Annotated in this window: 4 protein-coding genes; 1 reads left to right on the top strand and 3 read right to left on the bottom strand. The window is 45.4% G+C overall.

From position 1 onward, the window contains the following. The 3 genes from NWE95_13645 to NWE95_13635 all read right to left on the bottom strand — a co-directional run. On the bottom strand, positions 1-332 hold a 332-nt coding region (locus NWE95_13645), incomplete at its 3' end, for a hypothetical protein (protein ID MCW4004943.1). 17 nt (positions 333-349) lie between these two features. Further along, the gene (locus tag NWE95_13640; GenBank protein MCW4004942.1) at positions 350-496 is read right to left on the bottom strand and encodes a hypothetical protein; all 147 of its coding nucleotides are present in this window, start codon (positions 494-496) and stop codon (positions 350-352) included. Between the two features lie 69 nt (positions 497-565). Continuing rightward, positions 566-1,327 (bottom strand): hypothetical protein, encoded by a 762-nt coding sequence (locus tag NWE95_13635; GenBank protein MCW4004941.1) that lies wholly within the window; start codon positions 1,325-1,327, stop codon positions 566-568. Between the two features lie 377 nt (positions 1,328-1,704). On the opposite strand from NWE95_13635, the gene NWE95_13630 reads away from it, so the two are divergent. After that, positions 1,705-1,914 (top strand): VapB-type antitoxin, encoded by a 210-nt coding sequence (locus tag NWE95_13630; protein ID MCW4004940.1) that lies wholly within the window; start codon positions 1,705-1,707, stop codon positions 1,912-1,914. Positions 1,915-1,980 lie beyond the last annotated feature (66 nt).

The following is a 1,980-nucleotide window of genomic DNA, read 5'->3' as shown; positions in this document are numbered from 1 at the left end:
GCTTGACGCACATACACAATGGGATATGCGTCTTCGGGAATAGTGAAAACAGCAAGCGTGGTGGCTACCGCCAGCGCGATGGTTATCCAGTACCATGCGTATTTTGAGGAGAAAACATGTGCTGCTTCGGTTGATGGTGGATTTTCTGGTTTTGTGAAGCGTATCTTGTTTTGGCTTTCCAGCTCAAGTATCACGCGCGTTATCTCTTTTTCTGGTAAGTTAGTTTTCTCGTGCATAAGGTTGATTAGTTGTTGGGTGGTTTCTGGTTTCTCGGCGCGTATGGTTTCTAGTATGAGTTCCTGTATTTCAGTTTCGGATTGCTTTTTTGTCATAGTTTCGCCCTCAGCGGCTACGATGTTAGTATGCTGATTACTCTTACTGCGATTGTGACTAAAAAGGCTGCGCTTACCGCGAACGCTGCATTCTTTAGGTTTTTCCTGTTCACTGCAAGATTAGTTACGCCATAATACGGCGAAGTCAATTCTACGGTTACCAAGAGGACTATTGCGCCTATTGTGCACAGTATGCTTGCATCTGTAAACGTTAGTGGCGGAAGCTGCGTTTCCTATTCCTCCAAGATGCGGTATTCGATTGTGGTTGTGTTGTCGTCTGTGCCTTGTCTTTCATCAGCTATTACAATTGGCTTTCCAGTTGCTTTGGCGAAAGCGCATGCGATTGCGCTGGGCAGGAGACAGCCGACAGCGTTATGTGTTAGTGGCAGTTTTCTGTTTTCTTGGCAGACGCTGCTGAACAGGCTGTTGGTTATTTCAACCGTTATTGTGTCGTTTGGGGTTTGGACGTCCACGTTTTCTGCTAAGCCCATGTTTTCGACGAGAAGGCGAGGCATTTTTTCCTGCAGATATTTCAGGTTGGTTTTTGTGAAGGATACGCCGAGTTCCTGCTCAAACAGCTTCGATAACGCTAAGCCTGGAGGGGTTATGAATACGCCGCTTGTTGTTGGAGAGGTCAGTTTTTCGTCGGTTGTGTCTTCGCTTTTCGGCAAGGGTTCGTTCGGTTTTTTGGGGATGAACGTGAGGCTTGATTCGATATCGATGAGGTTTTTTGGCGGGAGGTAAATGCCCTTGTGCGTTAGACCGTGTTCAGCAAGTATTCTTTCGATGTTGAGCGAGTTTGCTGTGACTGAGGCGGTTAGCAGGGTTAAGGGCACTTGCTTGGTTGGCGCTATGTAGAGTAGTATGGCGCCCCAGAAGATAAGTGATACGCCGAGTATGGCTAAAAACGACGATGCGTAAACCGCAGATGCCAACGTTAGGCTTACGCCTAATGCCAACATCGTGATCACGGCTATTTTGTTGGTTTTTTTCATCTGTGTTTCTCCTTTTTGGTTACTTCTTTTTTTTACGTTTTTAATAGATGTTAACGTTTTTCCGTTCGGTTGTAGCAACATTAATGGTTTTAATTTGATAATTGAGCTATGGGTTTCGGTTTTGGCTACTCTTCTCTCTGTTCGGCAAAAGCCTGCATCCTCTCGGCTTTTATGAAGTGTGTTCTGGGTTTTTTGTGATAACGGGTGAATTTGGCTTAGTTGATTTTTGATTGATGCTTTATAAGCTTCGTGGGGCAGTGTTGCGCTATAGCTTGTATTGTTGTTTTGGAAGTCTGGGACTTCCGCGTTTCACGTGTTGACGTAAACACGTGATATATTTATATACTTGTATATTATATACAAGTGTTGTGAAGGCTATGAGCAAAACCACAACCGTAAGAGTCTCAAGGAATACGCTTAGAATGCTGGAAAGGCTACAACGAAAGCTGCATACACAGACTCTTGACGAAACCATACGAGTGTTTGCCGCGCAACAACGCAAAGGGCGGCTCAACGACGCCTTCGGCGTGGACAAAGGAAAAATAAAAGCTTTCTCAGAGGAGGATCGCGGTGAAGACCGTAATTGACGCCTACGCATGGGTTGAAATCTTTATCGGAAGCAAGAGCGGAGAAAAAGCACGCGAAATCATCCA

Source organism: Candidatus Bathyarchaeota archaeon (assembly GCA_026014725.1).
Taxonomy (GTDB): domain Archaea; phylum Thermoproteota; class Bathyarchaeia; order Bathyarchaeales; family Bathycorpusculaceae; genus Bathycorpusculum.
This window is presented reverse-complemented; position numbering and strand designations above follow the sequence as displayed.

Excerpts from the sequence above, each read along its gene's own strand:
- NWE95_13635 (MCW4004941.1), bottom strand. The coding sequence starts at position 1,327 with ATGAAAAAAACCAACAAAATAGCCGTGATCACGATGTTGGCATTAGGC.
- NWE95_13630 (MCW4004940.1), top strand. The coding sequence starts at position 1,705 with ATGAGCAAAACCACAACCGTAAGAGTCTCAAGGAATACGCTTAGAATG.